We start from the raw sequence: 17310 nt of genomic DNA, 5'->3' as shown, positions 1-17310 counted from the left end.
GCCGAAGTGACGAAGTGACGCAGCGACGCGCCCGCGCGATAATCGCAGTTTGCGCGTCCTCCTTTTGCACGCGATTTCCGACTAAAACCCGAGACAAACGAGACCTTTCATGAATCAAGCCGATCTTCGCGCCACGCCGTGGCAACTTTCAGAACGCGCCCGCAAGCTCACCAGTTCGGCGATTCGCGAGATTCTCAAGGTCACGGAACGGCCCGAAGTCATTTCGTTCGCGGGCGGCCTGCCCTCGCCGGCGACGTTTCCCGTCGAGCAGATGCGCCACGCGTCCGAGCGCATTCTTCGCGATCAGCCCGCCGCCGCGCTCCAGTACAGCGCGACCGAAGGCTTCATGCCGCTGCGCGAATGGGTGGCCGCGCGCTATTCGGTGAACGGCGCGGCCATCCGCCCGACGCAGGTGCTCATCACGACCGGCTCGCAGCAGGCGCTCGACCTGCTCGGCAAGGTGCTCGTCGATCCGGGCAGCCGCGTGCTCGTCGAAACGCCGACGTACCTCGGCGCGCTGCAATCGTTCTCGATGTTCGAGCCGTCCTACGTGCAGGTGCCGACGGACGAATCCGGCCTGATTCCCGAAGGACTCGACGCCGCGCTCGTCGCGAACGCGCGCCTTCTGTACGCGCAGCCGAACTTCCAGAATCCGACGGGCCGCCGCCTGCCGCTCGAACGCCGCCGCGCGCTCGCCGCGTTCGCGCAAAAGGCCGCGTTCCCCATCATCGAGGACGATCCCTACGGCGCGCTCGATTACGCCGGCGCCCCGCTCCCGACGATGCTCTCGATGGCGCCCGATCACATCGTTCATCTCGGCTCGTTCTCGAAGGTGCTCGCGCCGGGACTGCGCGTGGGTTACATCATCGCGCCCGAGGAATTGCACTTCAAACTCGTGCAGGCGAAGCAGGCTACGGATCTCCACACGCCGAGCATCACGCAGCGCATCGTGCATGAAGTGGTGAAGGACGGTTTCCTCGATCAACACGTGCCGACCATCCGCGCGCTGTATCGCAACCAGTGCGAAGCCATGCTCGCGGCGCTGGAACGTCACATGCCGGCGGGCGTCGAATGGAACCGGCCAGAAGGCGGCATGTTCGTGTGGGTAAAACTGCCGAAGCACATCGATTCGATGAAACTGCTCGAGCAATCCATCGCGCAAAACGTGGCGTTCGTGCCGGGCGGTCCCTTCTTCGCGAACCAGGCCGAGCACAATACAATGCGCCTTTCGTTCGTCACCGTGCCGCCCGCGACCATCGACGAAGGGGTCGCGAAGCTGGGCGCGCTGATTCGCGCGAGCGTCTGAATCTTTCATCGCAATCAAGGAGCAACGATGGCATCGAATGTTTATGACAAGCTGAAGGAACTCGGTATCGAACTGCCCGTGGCGGGCGCGCCGGCCGCCGCTTACGTGATGAGCGCGCAAAGCGGCAACACGGTCTATCTGTCGGGGCATATCGCGAAGAAGGACGGCAAGGTCCACGCGGGCAAGCTCGGCGCGGACATCGCCACCGCGGAAGGCAAGGCCGCGGCGCGCAACGTGGCCATCGACCTGATCGCGACGCTGCACGCGCACACGGGCGATCTGAACCGCGTGAAACGCATCGTCAAGGTGATGAGCCTCGTGAACTCCACGTTCGAATTCACCGAGCAGCACATCGTGACGAACGGCGCGTCCGAACTGATCGCGGAAGTCTTCGGCGATGCCGGCAAGCACGCGCGCTCCGCATTCGGCGTCGCGCAGATTCCGCTCGGCGCGTGCGTCGAGATCGAGATGATCGCGGAAGTAGGCTGAGCACGCGTTCACCGCTTTCATCGTTCCAACGAAAACCCGACGTGTCCGCGCGCCGGGTTTTTTAATTTCCATTGCCGAAAACCATGTCCACTCGCGCCGTCCGCTTCAAGCAGGTCGATGTCTTCACGTCCGTCGCCTTCAAGGGCAACCCGCTCGCCGTGATCTTCGATGCCGACGATCTCTCGACCGAGCGCATGCAGTCGATCGCGCGATGGACGAATCTCTCCGAGACGGCCTTCCTGCTGCGCCCGACCGATCCGCGCGCCGACTATCGCGTGCGCATTTTCACGACGGCGACCGAACTGCCCTTCGCCGGCCATCCGACGCTCGGGACCGCGCACGCGCTGCTCGAAAGCGGCTACGCGACGAAGACGCCGGGCAAGCTCGTGCAGGAATGCGGCGTCGGGCTCGTGACGCTCGCGCAGGACGATCGCGGACGATGGGCGTTCGCCGCGCCGCCCGCGCGCATCACGCCGCTCGACGACGCAGAGCGCCAGCGTCTCACCGATGCGCTCGCGCCCGCTTCCATCGACTTCAGCGCGCCGCCGTGCGCGGTCGATAACGGCGCGCCGTGGCTGATCGTCCGTCTGCGCGACGCGGCGCAATGTCTTTCGCTCACGCTTGCGCCCGCCGCGAAAGAGGCGCTCACCGCGCTCGTGGCGGAAACCGGCACGCACGGCATCGTCGTGTACGGCCCGCACGAGAACGGCGTGCTCGCGACGTTCGAATTGCGCGCGCTGCTGTTCGGCGCGGAGAACATCGAAGATCCGGTGACCGGCAGCGCGAACGCGGCGCTGGCCATGCTGCTGACGGCGCAGAACAAGCGCCCCGGCGATGCCTATACCGTGCGCCAGGGCACCGCGCTCGATCGCGATGGGCGCGTCAGCATCGCCTACGACGACCGCTCGGACGGTTCGCCGGTATGGATCGGCGGCGATTCGGTGACTGTCATCGACGGCACTTTCCGCTTCTGAAACAATGACCTGCACGCGCAACGCGTAAACCCCGAGCCGGCGTGATCGTGCTTCCTTAATTCCGGCGCCTTCAGTACTATCCGAACATTCGGGGTCGGACAACAGGCTCGGCGCGCGACGGTACGGCCGGTCGCGAGCGAAAGAAGCCAACCGCCGACACGCAAACGTATGCTCGCCAGTCGCGTCGTAAAAATCGTCGACAATCTGCGCGCCGGTCCGGAAGGCGTCGCTTCCGGACCTCCGGCCGCGCACTGCGCGCGCTACGCTTCAATGATTCGTTTCGGGGAACGCCTCAGGACATGCATCGCCCTTTTCATCCCGCGCGGTTTGCGGCACGGCATACGCTGAGCGATCCTCTCGCTGCGGGCGCCCTATGAAGCGCGCGCGCTTTCAGACAGCAACCGATCCCCGCCCGAGCGCTTCCGCGACGCGGCGGCGCCGTGCGTTGCTGGCGATTCCCGTGCTCGGCACGCTCGTGCTCATGCTGCTGTGGGCCGTGATCTTCGCGCGGCTTTCGGTGGAACGCGACGCGACGACGCACGAATCGATGGCCTCCGCCGCGATTCTTTCGTCCGCGCTCGAACAGCACACGATCAAGGCGATCCATCAGGTCGACCAGATCACGCGCTTCGTCAAGTACGAGTACGAGAAGTCGCCGGCCAACTTCGATCTGATCGCGACCGTCGACAAGGGCGTCGTGCAAAGCGACACGCTCGTGCAGGTTTCGCTGATCGACGAAGACGGCAGGCTCGTCGCGAACACGTCGGACCCGCGTCCGAGGCCGATCGATCTCTCGGACCGCGAGCACTTCAAGGTCCATGTGAGTTCCAACGACGATCTGCTCTACATCAGCCGCCCGGTGCGCGGGCGCGTTTCCGGCAAGTGGACGTTGCAGATCACGCGGCGGCTGAATCATCCGGACGGGTCGTTCGCGGGCGTGGTGGTCGTGTCGGAAGATCCGACTTACTTCACCAATGACTTTTACAACGTCGCGTCGATCGGGCGCGAAGGCGTGATCGCGGTCGTGTCGGACAACGGCGCGGTGCTTGCACGCAGCACGGGCGGCACGCTGACCGACCCGTCGTCGCACGCGGACGTGATGAAAGGCAGCGCGCGCAATCCGAGTGCGGCGCCCCAGGCCGAATTCAGCGCGAGCGGCGTCTATCCGACATCGGATCACGCGTCGGGCATGTATGTCGATCCGATCGACCGCGTGAAGCGTATCGTGTCGTATCGGCATATCGACGGTTATCCGCTCGGCGTGCTCGTCGGATTGTCGGTGCGCGAGGAGTTCGCGGACTACCATCACACGCGCAACGTCTATCTGTTGATGGCGAGCTTCATTTCGTTCGCGATGCTCGGTTTCTTCGCGGTCGCGACGGGGCTGATCGGCAAGCTGCTCGGCCGCGAACGCGAAATGACGCATCTCGTCGAATACGATCTGCTCACCGGCCTGCGCAACCGCTATTCGACGCTGCGTGCGTTGCGTCAGGACGTTGCGCAGACGGAGAACATCGGGCGGCTCGCGCTGTTGTTCATCGACCTCGACAATTTCAAGACCGTCAACGACACGCTCGGCCACAACGCGGGCGACATCGTGCTGCAGATGACCGCCTCGCGGCTCGCGGAAACCGTGGGTCATAGCGGGACGCTGTCGCGCATCGGCGGCGACGAGTTCGTGGTCGTCGTCAAGGGCGACGATGTCGAGCAGCGCGCCGTCACGCTCGCCAACGATATCGCGACGATGTTCGCCACGCCCTTCGACGTGCGCGGCAGCGCGTTCGTGCTGCATGCGAGCATCGGCATTGCGCTGTTTTCGGTATCGAACGAAAGCGAGATCGACCTGCTCAAGAAGGCCGATCTTGCCATGTACAGCGCGAAGGACGCGGGCCGCAACTGCTATCAGTTCTATTCGCCGCAGTTGTCGCATCGCGCGGATCATCTGATGAAGTGGGAGCAGCAACTGCGCGTCGCGCTGACGGAGGAGCAACTGTTCCTCGTGTATCAGCCGAAGATCGATCTCGCGCGCCGCTGCATCACGGGCTTCGAGGCGCTCGTGCGCTGGAATCATCCGCAACACGGGCTGATTCCGGCCAACGAGTTCATTCCGGTCGCGGAATCGACGGGGCTGATCGTGGCGGTCGGCGATTTCGTGATTCATACCGCCTGCGCGCAGCTCGCGCAGTGGCAGCGCGCGGGCTATACGGCGCTGTCGCTCGCGGTGAACATCTCGGCGGTGCAGTTCTGGCGCGGCGATCTGCTGGAGACGGTTGCGCGCGCGATCGAGACGACCGGCATTCCGCCGGAGAAGCTCGAACTCGAAATCACCGAGACCGTAATGGTCGAATATCCCGAGCTGGTGGAAGAGAAGATCGTCGCGCTGAAGGGACTGGGCGTGCGCATCGCGCTCGACGACTTCGGCACGGGGTATTCGTCGCTGTCGTATCTGAACCGCTTTTCCGTCGATACGCTCAAGGTGGATCGCTCGTTCATCCAGGCGATTCCCGAAGACCGCAGCGTGTGCGTGATGGTGTCGGCGATCGTGAATCTCGCGCGCTCGTTGGGGCTGACGGTCGTTGTGGAAGGCACGGAGCGCGAGGAACAGATTGCGTGGCTCGCGGCGCTCGGGCCGGTGGAAGCGCAAGGCTTCCTGTTTTCACGACCCGTTCCCGCCGATGGCGTGCAGGCGCTGCTCGACCGCTTCGGCGTGTGCGGCTGGCCGGTCGGGCGCGCGCCGCGTGGGCGGAAGGACGCGGCGCTGAGTGGTGAGCGCGGCGGGTGATTTTCTTCTTGATCAGAACCCGCGCGACAACACCGCCGTTCCGATCGTCACGATGCCCAGCACGAGATTCACGACCACAAGCCGCCGGACCGTGGCGACGGCCCGCGCGCCGTCCGGCCAGTTCTGCGCCTGCACCGCGCGCCGGATGCGCGGGAACACCGCGAAGCGGATATGCCCGAAGATCAGCATCATGACGATGCCGAGGCCGGCCATCGCGTGAAGCGGCCATGCGGCATGGCCGCCGCCGAATTGCATGAGCAGGAAGCCGCCGGAAAGCAGAATCACGATCACCGCGCCCGCGACCCAGTTGAAGAACCGCGCGAACACCGCTTCCCACAGCGGCAGGCGCAGTTGCGGCGCGAGATCGCCGAGCGCCGGGCGCAGGCAGAAATGCGCGAAGACCATGCCGCCTATCCACACGGCCACGCCGATCAGATGGAGAAAGAGCGCGGCTTCGATGGCTTTGGTCATGGGGGGTCCAAGTTAAAAGTAGCAGTACGCTCGTGCGACCGGCGTCACATCGCACGACGTGCGTTTCGTTTATTTCGAATAAAATAGCGCTTTGTCGAACCAGACGCGGAGAAAGCCATGACGCATATCGCCCCTTCCGGGACCAGCCTGCCCGTCGAACGCGAGGTTCAGCTTGCCGTCGAAGGTCAGCGCGCGCTGGCCGCTTATCTCTCGACCGGCTTCGATACCCAGCGTATCCAGATCTACGACGACAATAACGAGGCCCACCAGGTCGAACTTCCTACATCCGCACTGCGGCTCCTGATCGACATCCTCGCTGAACTGGCCGATGGCAACGCGGTACGAATCGTCCCGGTCCATGCGGAACTCACCACGCAGGAAGCCGCCGATCTGCTGCAGGTTTCGCGGCCGCATCTCGTCAAGCTGCTCGAAGCGCAGGCGTTGCCCTTTCACAAGACCGGCAAGCATCGGCGGATTCGCTTTGCCGATCTGATGCGCTACAAAGCGGAACGTGAGCAGGCAAGCGAAGAAGCAATGGCCGCACTAGCCCGACAAGCACAAGAACTAGGAATGGGCTACGAATGAGGAGTTCCCGCTTCACCGTTATTTATGACGCGTGCGTGCTGTACCCCGCACCTCTGCGCGACTTTCTGATGTGGCTGGGCCTGTCCGGACGGTTTCGCGCGCGATGGAGCGAGCAGATTCACGACGAGTGGAAGCGAAACCTGCTGAAGAACCGCCCGGACTTGAGCACTGAACAGCTCGATCGCACAGCAGCGTTGATGAACGACGCGATTCCCGATGCGATTGTAAGCGGACACGAAGCGCTCATCGCCGGTTTGACGCTGCCAGACCCGAATGATCGCCATGTTCTTGCCGCGGCCATCCGTTGCAGTGCGAACGTCATCGTCACGTTCAACGAAAGGGACTTTCCGGCCGCAGTGCTCGACGAGTTCGGCATCGAAGCACAACATCCCGATACCTTCGTCGACGACCTGTTCGACCTGGACCCGGCCGCCGTCATCCAGGCCGCACAGCGGCAGCGCAAACAGCTTCGGCATCCCCCACTCGATATCGATCGATACCTCGACATCATGCTCAAGCAAGGCATGGTGCAGACTTGCAGGGCGCTGGCGACGTATCGCGCCGTCCTTTGAATCCGTAACGCAAAAGGCCACAAAACAAAACGCCTCGCAGCACATCGCTGCGAGGCGCTCATCAAGCAACAACCGCCGCCATCACCCCTCGAACACCGGCCGCATCTCGCTCACCTTCAGCGACGTATCCGGCACACGCCCCTTCCGTGCCCGCTTGCCGAGATGCAGTTGCAGCTGCGACCCGCTGAGCTTCTCGTCCCTCACCTTGCCGCCGCGCCCCGTTCCGGTCAGCACGACCCCACGCGCATCGATAGCCAGCGCCTGAACCAGCGTTTCCTTCGGATCGAGCGCCATCAGCGTGACGCCGCGTCCGCCGCCCGACAGCGTCTTCATCTCGTCCATGCCGAACACGAGCAGGCGGCCCATGCTCGACAGACACGCGACGTAAGTCGCGCCCGGCACGACCGGCATCGGCGCAAGCGGAACCGCGCCTTCGTCGATGGTCATGAACGCCTTGCCCGCCTTCACGCGGCTCACCATGTCGCCGATCTTCGCGATAAAGCCGAAGCCATTGCTCGACGCCAGCAGCAACGGCTGATCCGCCGATGCCGCGAAGTAATGCAGCAAGTGCGTGCCCGATCCGAGTTCGATCAGCGACGTCACCGGCACGCCGTCGCCTCGTCCGCCCGGCAGCGTCGCGACCGGCACCGAATACACGCGCCCGTTGCTGCCCCACGCGATGAGCGTATCCGGCGTGCGCGCCTGGAACACCGCGTAAAGGCTGTCGCCGGCCTTGAACGTGAAGCCCGCCGGATCCAGCCCGTGGCCCTTCAGCGCGCGCACCCAGCCCTTTTGCGAAACGACGACCGTCACCGGCTCATCGACGACGCGCGCTTCGAACGTCGCGCGCGTGGCCTGCTGAATCAGCGTGCGGCGATCGTCGCCGAACTGCTTCGCATCGGCCTCGATTTCCTTGATGAGCAGACGCTTCATCGCCGCGTCGCTGTTGAGCAGTTCTTCGAGCTTCGTCTTTTCGTCGCGCAACTCGGACAATTCTTGCTCGATCTTGATCGCTTCGAGGCGCGCGAGTTGCCGCAGCCGGATTTCGAGGATGTCCTCGGCCTGCCGGTCCGACAGCCTGAAGCGCGCGATCAGCGCCTGCTTCGGCTCCTCGGCCTCGCGAATGATGCGAATGACTTCATCGATATTCAGGAAGACGATCATGCGCCCTTCGAGAATATGGATGCGGTCGTTGACCTTGTTCAGCCGATGCTGCGTCCGGCGCGTCACCGTGACGAAGCGGAAGCCGACCCACTCGTGCAGGATTTCGACGATGCCCTTCTGACGCGGCCGGCCATCCGCGCCGATCATCACGAGGTTGATCGCCGCATTCGATTCGAGGCTCGTGTGCGCGAGCAGCGAATTCACGAACTCCGTCTGATCGATACGGCTCGACTTCGGCTCGAACACGAGCCGCACGGGCGCGTCCTTGCCGGACTCGTCGCGCACGGTGTCGAGCAGGCCGAGCAGCGTCTGCTTGGTCTGCAACTGGTCCGGCGTGAGCGTCTTCTTGCCGAGCTTGATCTTCGGGTTCGTCAGTTCCTCGATCTCTTCGAGCACCTTCTGGCCCGACGTGTTCGGCGGCAATTCGGTGATGACGAGCTGCCACTGGCCGCGCGCCATGTCTTCGATCTTCCAGCGCGCGCGCACCTTGAGGCTGCCGCGCCCGCTTTCGTACGCCGCCGAGATTTCCGCCTGCGACGAAATGATCTGCCCGCCGCCCGGGAAGTCCGGGCCGGTGAGCTTTTCCATCACGCCCGCGTGGCCGAGCTTCGGATCGCGGATCATCGCGACAGCGGCCTGCGCCACTTCGCGCAGGTTGTGCGACGGAATCTCCGTCGCGAGACCCACCGCGATCCCCGACGCGCCGTTCAGCAGCAGGAACGGCAAGCGCGCGGGCAAGAGCTTCGGTTCTTCGAACGAGCCGTCGTAGTTCGGCATGAAATCGACGGTGCCCTGATCGATTTCATCGAGCAAGAGACGCGCGATCGGCGTCAGGCGCGCTTCGGTGTATCGCATGGCCGCGGCGCCGTCGCCGTCGCGCGAGCCGAAGTTGCCCTGACCGTCGATGAGCGGATAGCGCATCGAAAAGTCCTGCGCGAGACGCACGAGCGCGTCGTACGCGGACTGGTCGCCGTGCGGGTGATACTTGCCGAGCACGTCGCCGACCACGCGCGCCGACTTCACCGGCTTGGCCGTGCTCGCGAGACCCATCTCGCTCATCGCGTAGAGAATGCGGCGCTGCACGGGCTTCTGCCCGTCCGATACGTCGGGCAGCGCGCGGCCCTTGACCACGCTCACCGCGTAGTCGAGATACGCGCGTTCGGCGTAGTCGCCGAGCGTCAGTTTTTCGCCGTCCGGTGCGGTCTGCTCGGCGAAGAGATCGTCTGTGATTCCCATCGAATATCCGTTCTTGAAGCGTTGCGTCGATTAAGCGTCAGATGTCCGCTTCGACTTCGTTGCCCTTCTCTTCGAGCCAGCTTCGGCGCGATGCCGCTTCGCCCTTGCCCATCAGCATCGTCATGCGCGAGACGGTGAGATCGAAGCCGAGATCCCCCAAGCCCACCGGCATGAGACGGCGCGTGTCGGGGTTCATCGTCGTGTCCCAGAGCTGTTCCGCGCTCATTTCACCGAGGCCCTTGAAGCGGCTGATGCTCCATTGCGTGTCGCGCACGCCGTCCTTGCGCAGCTTGTCGAGGATCGCTTCGAGTTCGCCTTCGTCGAGCGCATAGAGCTTCTGCGCGGGCTTCTTGCCGCGCGCGGGGGCATCGACGCGAAAGAGCGGCGGACGCGCGACGCACACATGACCGCGTTCGATCAGCTGCGGGAAATGCTTGAAGAAAAGCGTGAGCAGGAGCACCTGGATGTGCGCGCCGTCGACATCCGCGTCCGACAAGATGCAGATCTTCCCGTAACGGAGATTCGAGAGGTCGATCTGATCGTCGGGGCCGTGCGGATCGACGCCGATCGCCACCGCGATGTCATGCACTTCGTTGTTCGCGAAGAGCCGGTCGCGCTCCGTTTCCCACGTGTTCAGCACCTTGCCGCGCAACGGCAGGATGGCCTGAAACTCCTTGTCGCGGCCCATTTTCGCGGAGCCGCCCGCCGAATCGCCCTCGACGAGGAAGAGTTCGTTGCGCGAAATGTCCGTCGATTCGCAGTCCGTCAGCTTGCCCGGCAGCACCGCCACGCCCGAGCTCTTGCGCTTCTCGACCTTCTGGCCGGCACGCGTGCGCGCCTGCGCCTGACGGATCACGAGTTCCGCGAGCTTCTTGCCGTACTCGACATGCTGATTCAGCCACAACTCCAGCGCCGGCCGCGAGAACGACGACACGAGCTTCACGGCATCGCGGCTATTGAGGCGTTCCTTGATCTGCCCTTGGAACTGCGGATCGAGCACCTTCGCCGACAGCACGAACGATACGCGCGCGAACACGTCTTCCGCGAGCAGCTTGACGCCCTTCGGCTGCAGATTGTGAATCTCGACGAAGTTCTTCACCGCCTGAAAGAGACCGTCGCGCAGGCCGGATTCGTGCGTGCCGCCCGCGGGCGTCGGAATGAGGTTGACATACGATTCGCGCAAGAGCGGCCCTTCCTCGCTCCACGCGACGACCCACGACGCGCCTTCGCCTTCCGCGAAGGTTTCCTCGGTATTCTTCGAGCTTTCGGCGTAGCGCTCGCCTTCGAAGAGCGGAATCAGCAAATCGCTGCCGCCCATGCCTTCGAGCAGATAGCCGCGCAGGCCGTCTTCGTACTTCCACGTCTGACGCTCGCCGGTCTTTTCGATGACGAGCACCACTTCGACGCCCGGCAGCAGCACGGCCTTCGAGCGCAAGAGACGCTGGAGTTCGCCGAGCGGCAGGTTGGGGGAATCGAAATATTTGGGATTCGGCCAGGCGCGCACGCGCGTGCCGCTTTTCTTCGCGCCGCGCTCGGCGCCGCGCGTCGTGAGTTCTTCGATGACGTCGCCGTTGGCGAACGCGAGTTGCGCGACCTTGTTGTCGCGCCAGACCGTGACTTCGAGGCGCGTCGCGAGCGCGTTCGTCACCGAGACGCCGACGCCGTGCAAGCCGCCCGAGAACGTGTACGCGCCGCCGGCGGCCTTGTCGAACTTGCCGCCCGCGTGCAGGCGCGTGAACACGATCTCGACGACCGGCACGCCTTCCTCGGGATGCAGGCCGAACGGAATGCCGCGGCCGTCGTCTTCGACCGACACCGAGTTGTCCGCGTGCAGCGTGACGGTGATCTGCTTGCCGTAACCGCCGAGCGCTTCGTCGGAGGCGTTGTCGATCACTTCCTGAACGATATGCAGCGGATTCTCGGTGCGCGTGTACATGCCGGGCCGCTGCTTGACCGGCTCGAGCCCTTTGAGCACCTTGATCGATGCTTCGCTGTAACCGGCCGCCTTCGCGCTCATGGCGCGCTTCGTGGGGACTGCTTCGGCCGCACTGGATTTTTTCGTGGACATAGCTGAACGTTGATCCGGCAGCGGACGAACGCGCAAGAATGGCCATCGCGCGTGCGTCCGTGACGCCGGAAAATGCTTGGTCGAATGCTCGAGAATTGCCTGGCGAGGCTGGCGTCGAGCGGACCTTGCCGCGTCCGCCCGCCTCGCCGCGCTAGGAGAATAGCGGTTTTCGCGGGCCGCGCCCATCTTGACGGCAGCGCGAAAGCCATGCAAGCGCGCTCAACTGCGCTTCGCTTCAAGCTCTTCCCAGCGCTCCAACGCGACCAGCAATTCCTCTTCGATCGCCGCGTGCCGCTCGGAAAGCCGCGCCCCTTCCTTCGCGTCCTTCGCGAAGATCGACCCGTCTTCGAGCTGCGCGCCGATGCGCTTCTGCTCCTCTTCCAGCTCCGCGATGCGCCCCGGCAGCGCCTCCAGTTCGCGTTGCTCCTTGAACGACAGCTTGACGGTGCGCTGCGCGTTGCGGCCCGCCGCGCTTTCCTTCGGCGCGTCTTCCTTCGGCGCTTCCTTCGCGCTTTGCTTCGCCGCTTCCTCGGCGATGCGGTCCGAACGTTCGCGCTGAATCTGCCAGTCGGAGAAGCCGCCGACATACTCGCGCCACTTGCCGCCGCCTTCGGCCGCGAACACGGAGGTCACGACGTTGTCGAGGAACGCGCGGTCATGGCTCACGAGCAGCACAGTGCCGTCGTAGTCCGCGAGCAGTTCTTCGAGCAGTTCGAGCGTGGGAATGTCGAGGTCGTTGGTCGGTTCGTCGAGCACGAGCACGTTCGCCGGACGCGCGAAGAGCCGCGCGAGCAACAGGCGATTGCGCTCCCCGCCCGAGAGCGACCTGACCGGCGAGCGCGCGCGTTCAGGCGCGAACAGGAAGTCGCCGAGATAGCTCATCACGTGTTTCTTGACGCCGTTCACTTCGACCCATTCGCTGCCCGGACTGATGGTGTCCGCGAGCGATTTGTCCAGATCGAGCTGCGCGCGCATCTGGTCGAAATACGCGGTCTGGATATTCGTGCCGGTGCGAACGCGCCCTTCGTCGGGCTGCAGTTCGCCGAGGATCAGCTTGAGCAGCGTGGTCTTGCCCGCGCCGTTCGGCCCGACGAAGCCGATCTTGTCGCCGCGCATGACGGTGGCCGTGAAGCGATCCACGATGGTCCGCTCGCCGTAACGCTTCGTCACGTCCGTCAGTTCCGCGACGATCTTGCCGGACTTTTCGCCCTGGCCCACGTCGAGCTTGACGTTGCCCTGCACGTTGCGGCGTTCCTGGCGTTCCTTGCGCATTTCCACGAGCCGCGCAATGCGTCCGACGCTGCGCGTGCGCCGCGCCTCCACGCCCTTGCGAATCCACACTTCTTCCTGCGCGAGCAGCTTGTCGAACTTGGCCTGCTCCACTTGCTCCACTTCGAGCTGCTGCGCCTTGCGAACCTGATAGGCGCTGAAATTGCCGGGATACGACAAAAGCCGCCCGCGATCCAGTTCGACGATGCGCGTCGCCACGCGATCCAGGAACGCGCGATCGTGCGTGATGAACAGCAAGCCGGATCGCAAGGTGACGAGCAAATCCTCCAGCCAGCGGATGCCTTCGAAGTCGAGATGGTTGGTCGGCTCGTCGAGCAGCAGCACGTCCGGCTGCACGACGAGCGCCCGCGCCAGCGCGACGCGCTTTCTCATGCCGCCGGAAAGCGCGCCCGCGCGGGCGTCGCCGTCGAGGCCGATCTGCGCGAGCGTCGTCGCAACGCGCGTGCGCCAGTTCCACGCGTCGCGGGTATCGAGCGCGGACTGAAGCGTGTTCATGCGCGCGAGCAATGCGTCGTGCTCGGCGCCCTCGGGCGTGTCCGCGAGCCGATGCGCGACTTGGTCGTATTCGTCCAGCAGCGCGCGCGCCTCGGTCAGGCCGGAAGCGACGACATCGAACACGGATGCGTCGAGATCGAACTCGGGTTCCTGCGGCACGTAGACGGTGGTCAGCTCGTTCTGGCGCGTGACGAGGCCGTCGTCGGGCGCGGCGAGCCCCGCGACGATCTTCAGGAGCGACGACTTGCCCGCGCCGTTGCGGCCGATCAGCCCGACGCGCTCGCCTGCTTCGAGCGAGAAATCCGCGTGATCCAGCAATGCGACGTGGCCGAACGCGAGCTGTGCGTCCGAGATGGAATAAAGCGACATGGGGATGATTGCGAACGAACGGTGAACGATTCGCCAGCAATGGCGATACCGTGGAAGCGGTCATTGTACCGATGTATCCGCCGCGCCCGGGCGCACCCGCGTTGCGTTGGCCGAACGGACGAGGGGCGGCCGCCGCGAACCCAGGCGCGGCGGCACGCTGTCACGCGTCTACTTGACGTGAACCTTGATCGTCTGCGACATCTCAGGCCCGTACGAGCGATGCGCGCCGTCGCCGAACTGCATCGTCAGCGTGTGGTCGCCGGGGGGCAATTTGACGTCGGCTTCGGTCTGGCCCTTGCCGTAGTGCAGCGATGTATCGTTCGCGGGAATCACCGTGCCCTTGGGCAGCGGGCCGCTGTCGATCAGCAGATGATGATGCCCCGTGCCTTCGGTCATCGTGCCGGCGGGCTCGATCTTCATGCCGTCGACGCCGAATTTGACGTGGACCGGGCTCGTGACGGTCGCGCCGTCCTTCGGCTCGACGAAATAGACGCGCGATTGCGCGTGGGCCGCGCCCGAAAATGCGGCGAGCGCGAGGGCGCCCGAGAGCGCGGCGGCAAAAAGCGTGTTTTTGAACATCGTGTTCTCCTGGTCGAGGGCAGCCACAAACCGCGACCCAGCATACACCCGGCTTTCCGCCGCGCGCATCGGGGTCAGCCGCCGTTAGAACGAACGCTTGCGCCGATTCGGGTAAGATGCCGGGTCGCCGGATGCCGCGTCGGAGCGCCTCGCGGACGGCATGTTTCCATTTCAGATCAAGAGTTTGTCGTGAGCGAAGTCATCGAATACAAAAGCTGGGTGTGCCTGATTTGCGGCTGGGTTTATAACGAACAAGACGGCCTGCCGAACGAAGGCATCGCGCCGGGCACGCGTTTCGCCGATATCCCCGCCGACTGGCGTTGCCCCGAATGCGACGTCGGCAAGGAAGATTTCGTCGTCGTCGAGTTCTGATGCCGTATTGAGCCAAAGCGCTGCGTTCTTCGCGGCGTTTTCGCATTTCCTAGCGCGCCACCGCGATCAGCTCGCGGCTCGTTTCATCCACCGGCGCGCGGTTCCAGTCCCCATACCAGTCGATGCGCGCGAATCCCGTCCGCGTCAGCAAACGCGCGAGTTCGTCCTGCGTGCGAAAGCGCAGTTCGCTTGGCGCACGCAAGGTTTCATCGCTTTCGGCGAAGCGAAAATGCGTCGTGAACGCGACGCGGCCCGTCGCGAGCGGATCCGGCGCTTCGTGCCGCTGCTGCCACGTTTCGACGATGCGTCCTTCGGCTGCGCGGATGCGTCGTAACGAGCGATCCGCCGTCCAGCCCTCCCACGCCCGCGCCGCCGGATTCCGGCTCTCGAACGCGATACGCCCGCCCGGCCGCAACGCCCGCCGCGCGGCGACGAGCGTCGCGAGCAGCGAGGCGTCGTCGAGGAAAATCTGCACGACGTGGCCCGTCATCACGAGCAGATCCGCTGCGCCGACGAACGGCAGCGCGGTCGCATCGCCTTCGATCCACGTCACGCGATCGCCGCCGGGCCGCCCGCGCGCCACCCGCAGCATTTCCCGCGACGGATCGATGCCCGTCACGCGATAGCCCCGCTCCGCCAGTTCGCACGCGAGCAGACCCGTGCCGCAGCCGAGATCGACGACATGCCCCGCCGATTCGGCCAGCGCCACGTAGAACGCGGTATCGGGACCGGCGGGATTGAGGGCGTCGTAGAGCGCGACGAGGCGCGGATCGGAATAGAGATTCGGGGAGGTCATCGGCTTTGGTAGACGAGCGCTTCGCGCATAGGCTCGCTATGAATCATGATGGGGCCGGTGAACGGCGTGTCGAGATCGAGGATGACGAGCACGGCGGACGCAATCGACAGCGCGCCCAGCATGATCGTCACGAGCGAGAGCGCGTTGCGCGGCGCGATCAGCCCGAAGCAAAGAAAAATGATCAGCAGCCAGCCGACGAGAATGCGGTCGAACGGATACGAAATCGTTCCGTGCGCTTCCTCGATCAGCTTCCAGCGCAGCGCGATCAACTGCTCGAAGCGCGTGGCGCTGTCGTCGGCGAGCTTGCGATGATAGGCGTCCGCGGGTTCGAGCAGCCGCACCTGGCGCTGGCCGCGATCGAGCATCTCGCCGAGTCCGCGGTCCGCGAGCTTGCCGTTCGCATGCGGCATCGGCGGGATTTTCGGGTAGTAATCGCCCGGCGGCGGCGGCTCGGCGGGCCACGTGCTCGCGATCGCGGCGGCGGTGTAGGCGCGCAGCATCGCGCGGGTGCGGTCGAGTTCCGGGCCGTAGTCGCGCATCGTGTGATCCAGCTCGATGATGGCGGCGGCGTAGCTGCGCACGTCGTTGTCGGTGGTATCGAAAACCGTTTTCGCCGATGCCGTCAAAAGTCCGAGCACCAGCGCCGCGAACGTCACCAGCATGCCGACGAGCAACTGCACGAGTTGCACCGTCTCCTGCGCCTTGTGCTCTTCGGGCAGCAGCGGCCGCACGATCGCGCCGATGCCGGTGCTCGCGAGCAGCAGCACGAAAACGAGCACCGCGGACTGGATTTCGGTCATGGAGGCATGAGCCGTGAGGCGCGAGGTGGAGTCGTCGCATTATCGCGGGAAAGCGGGCGGGCGTTCAATGTCGAGTGATGTCGAGTGGCCGCGATGTCGATTCGGACCGCCGCGCCGCCTTCCATCGCGCGACGCAGGCCATCGGGATCGAGAACATCGATGACGCGGTAACGCGTGTCGATCAGGCGCGCTTCGCGGAATCGCCTCAATGCAGCCGAAACCGCCTCGCGCGTCACGCCAAGCGTCTCTGCAATGTCCGTCTGCCGCACGGCAAGCGACGGCCCGCCGCCGCCCCGCTCTATGCCCGCGACGAGAAACCGAGCGACGCGTTGCGGCACCGACAGGCAAAGCGCGCTGTCGAGCCGGTCAGCCGCGTGGATCAGCCTTTCGGCGGTCTCGGCGAGCAGGCGATCGCGCAGATTCGGCCGCCGGTTCAACAGATCGCGAAACTCACGGTCTGAGATGCTCAGCAGACGCACCGCGCCCACGGCCACGGCGTCATGCGTGCGCGGCCGCCCGGTGAGCAACGGAAGCTCGCCGAACGATTCGCCCGCTCACTCTCTGGCCCGCGCTATCGAGACGGCTGAAGCTCACGTTGCCGTCGATGATGAACTGAAACTTGCGATTCCGGTCGCCCTGCCGATAGCGCATATCCTTTCCGGCGCGAACAGCTCGGCTCGCGTCGCGTCATCGAGCACCGTGAAAAGCAGCCGGGGCGCGACGTTGTCCAGTGCGATCAACGTCAACCCCGAATCGTGAACGGCTTCATATCCTATACGGCGCCTGGCTGATACAAATTTCGCGCGAGACTCGTGGCATCGCGGTCTGCGACACCGAAAAGAGACAAGACGACGAAGCGCGATCGCGTTCCGCCAGGATCATTTCGCCTCGAAGTACACGACGCCGAAGCGACGCGCTCCTTGCGTCCCGGCGAAAGCCTGCTCTAGGGAATGCAGTGAGGC

Annotated in this window: 16 protein-coding genes; 8 read left to right on the top strand and 8 right to left on the bottom strand. The window is 64.7% G+C overall.

Annotated elements, in window-relative coordinates; all coding sequences use genetic code 11:
• The first annotated feature begins 109 nt into the window (after positions 1-109).
• The 4 genes from AWB72_RS05320 to AWB72_RS05305 all read left to right on the top strand — a co-directional run bounded on the left by AWB72_RS05320 (position 110) and on the right by AWB72_RS05305 (position 5551).
• The gene (locus tag AWB72_RS05320; protein WP_040048874.1) at positions 110-1306 is read left to right on the top strand and encodes an aminotransferase-like domain-containing protein; all 1197 of its coding nucleotides are present in this window, start codon (positions 110-112) and stop codon (positions 1304-1306) included.
• 27 nt (positions 1307-1333) lie between these two features.
• Positions 1334-1795: a RidA family protein gene (locus AWB72_RS05315; protein WP_040048875.1), complete on the top strand. Its 462-nt coding sequence runs from the start codon at positions 1334-1336 to the stop codon at positions 1793-1795.
• Between the two features lie 83 nt (positions 1796-1878).
• Positions 1879-2769: a PhzF family protein gene (locus tag AWB72_RS05310; RefSeq protein WP_040048876.1), complete on the top strand. Its 891-nt coding sequence runs from the start codon at positions 1879-1881 to the stop codon at positions 2767-2769.
• A gap of 373 nt (positions 2770-3142) precedes the next feature.
• Positions 3143-5551 carry a putative bifunctional diguanylate cyclase/phosphodiesterase gene (locus tag AWB72_RS05305; RefSeq protein ID WP_040048877.1) on the top strand — a complete coding sequence of 803 codons (2409 nt, stop codon included), beginning with the start codon at positions 3143-3145 and terminating at the stop codon, positions 5549-5551.
• Positions 5552-5563: 12 nt separating this feature from the next.
• On the opposite strand, the gene AWB72_RS05300 is transcribed toward AWB72_RS05305, so the two are convergent.
• Positions 5564-6022 carry a CopD family protein gene (locus AWB72_RS05300; protein WP_040048878.1) on the bottom strand — a complete coding sequence of 153 codons (459 nt, stop codon included), beginning with the start codon at positions 6020-6022 and terminating at the stop codon, positions 5564-5566.
• Positions 6023-6139: 117 nt separating this feature from the next.
• On the opposite strand from AWB72_RS05300, the gene AWB72_RS05295 reads away from it, so the two are divergent.
• Positions 6140-6607, top strand: coding sequence for a helix-turn-helix domain-containing protein (locus AWB72_RS05295; protein ID WP_040048879.1), 468 nt, complete (start codon positions 6140-6142; stop codon positions 6605-6607).
• A complete protein-coding gene (locus tag AWB72_RS05290; protein ID WP_040048880.1) occupies positions 6604-7179 on the top strand; it encodes a PIN domain-containing protein in 576 nt (191 codons plus the stop codon). The genes AWB72_RS05295 and AWB72_RS05290 overlap by 4 nt, the downstream gene beginning before the upstream one ends.
• A gap of 81 nt (positions 7180-7260) precedes the next feature.
• Here the strand turns inward: AWB72_RS05290 and parC are convergent, their stop codons facing one another.
• The 4 genes from parC to AWB72_RS05270 form a co-directional block, all read right to left on the bottom strand.
• The gene (gene parC / locus AWB72_RS05285) at positions 7261-9579 is read right to left on the bottom strand and encodes a DNA topoisomerase IV subunit A (RefSeq protein ID WP_040048881.1); all 2319 of its coding nucleotides are present in this window, start codon (positions 9577-9579) and stop codon (positions 7261-7263) included.
• Between the two features lie 37 nt (positions 9580-9616).
• On the bottom strand, positions 9617-11596 hold the full coding sequence (locus tag AWB72_RS05280; RefSeq protein ID WP_040048882.1) for a DNA topoisomerase IV subunit B: 1980 nt from the start codon (positions 11594-11596) through the stop codon (positions 9617-9619).
• 270 nt (positions 11597-11866) lie between these two features.
• Positions 11867-13801 carry an ATP-binding cassette domain-containing protein gene (locus tag AWB72_RS05275; RefSeq protein ID WP_040048883.1) on the bottom strand — a complete coding sequence of 645 codons (1935 nt, stop codon included), beginning with the start codon at positions 13799-13801 and terminating at the stop codon, positions 11867-11869.
• Between the two features lie 168 nt (positions 13802-13969).
• Positions 13970-14380, bottom strand: coding sequence for a DUF4399 domain-containing protein (locus AWB72_RS05270; RefSeq protein WP_040048942.1), 411 nt, complete (start codon positions 14378-14380; stop codon positions 13970-13972).
• A gap of 189 nt (positions 14381-14569) precedes the next feature.
• Between AWB72_RS05270 and AWB72_RS05265 the strand changes: the two genes are divergently transcribed.
• Positions 14570-14752, top strand: a complete 183-nt coding sequence (locus AWB72_RS05265; protein WP_035961154.1) for a rubredoxin — start codon at positions 14570-14572, stop codon at positions 14750-14752.
• A 49-nt stretch (positions 14753-14801) separates the two neighbouring features.
• Here the strand turns inward: AWB72_RS05265 and AWB72_RS05260 are convergent, their stop codons facing one another.
• Genes AWB72_RS05260 through AWB72_RS29770 form a run of 3 tightly spaced genes read right to left on the bottom strand, consistent with a single transcriptional unit; the run spans position 14802 to position 16842 of the window.
• The gene (locus AWB72_RS05260) at positions 14802-15548 is read right to left on the bottom strand and encodes a class I SAM-dependent methyltransferase (RefSeq protein ID WP_040048884.1); all 747 of its coding nucleotides are present in this window, start codon (positions 15546-15548) and stop codon (positions 14802-14804) included.
• Positions 15545-16348: a bestrophin-like domain gene (locus tag AWB72_RS05255; protein ID WP_040048885.1), complete on the bottom strand. Its 804-nt coding sequence runs from the start codon at positions 16346-16348 to the stop codon at positions 15545-15547. Before AWB72_RS05255 ends, AWB72_RS05260 begins: the two co-directional genes overlap by 4 nt.
• Positions 16345-16842 carry a Crp/Fnr family transcriptional regulator gene (locus AWB72_RS29770; RefSeq protein WP_374728861.1) on the bottom strand — a complete coding sequence of 166 codons (498 nt, stop codon included), beginning with the start codon at positions 16840-16842 and terminating at the stop codon, positions 16345-16347. The genes AWB72_RS05255 and AWB72_RS29770 overlap by 4 nt, the downstream gene beginning before the upstream one ends.
• Positions 16843-16852: 10 nt before the next feature.
• On the opposite strand from AWB72_RS29770, the gene AWB72_RS29085 reads away from it, so the two are divergent.
• Positions 16853-17107 carry a hypothetical protein gene (locus tag AWB72_RS29085; protein WP_167550935.1) on the top strand — a complete coding sequence of 85 codons (255 nt, stop codon included), beginning with the start codon at positions 16853-16855 and terminating at the stop codon, positions 17105-17107.
• Positions 17108-17310 lie beyond the last annotated feature (203 nt).

The organism is Caballeronia concitans, from assembly GCF_001544615.1.
In the GTDB taxonomy this organism is placed as follows: domain Bacteria; phylum Pseudomonadota; class Gammaproteobacteria; order Burkholderiales; family Burkholderiaceae; genus Caballeronia; species Caballeronia concitans.
This window is presented reverse-complemented; position numbering and strand designations above follow the sequence as displayed.